This is a genomic window from Geobacillus sp. ZGt-1 (assembly GCF_001026865.1).
Lineage (GTDB): Bacteria > Bacillota > Bacilli > Bacillales > Anoxybacillaceae > Geobacillus > Geobacillus thermoleovorans.
On the sequence record NZ_LDPD01000023.1, the window covers coordinates 239,510 to 240,016 of the forward strand.

Sequence of the window (507 nt, forward strand, 5' to 3'; positions counted from 1 at the left end):
TCGATTCCCGCGCGTTCAAACTATTCTTTCATCCGTGCCAACACGGAAGGATTCCATGTCTTATCGGGCAGATGGCCGTCGTGCACATCTCCGTAAAACGGAAGGCCGTCTTGATTGCCGACCAACCCGAATCCCATCTGTTTTTGCCAATAATGATGCCGATTGTAGCCATAGGTGATTTGCAAGCCTTCGGTCGAGTTCGTTTCGTACGCACCATATACCGTCTTATCGGTCGTATCGGCATGAAACACCCAAAGAGGGAGGTCTTCCTTCTTGTAGATCTGCGCGAGACAAGCCGACGTGACGTGATGGATGTCGGCCTCATACAGGCGATCCAGATGGCGCGCCAAAGCGTCGTCATTGAACCAAGAGGGGTGAAGTCCAAGACGGATCAGCTTGGGCAAGTCGATCTCATGCGCCCATCGTTCCAAGTGAACGAGCGCTTGCCGGCCGTCAAAGATTGTAGACGATGGCCTAAACGGCATCGCTCGTTCGGGTTTGGCATTG

The 507-nt window shown here is 53.3% G+C and carries 1 pseudogene; it reads right to left on the bottom strand.

The annotated features are described in order from the left end of the window. Positions 1 to 28 precede the first annotated feature (28 nt). Positions 29 to 507: pseudogene (locus tag VU18_RS20030) on the bottom strand (DUF4277 domain-containing protein); the annotation flags it as partial.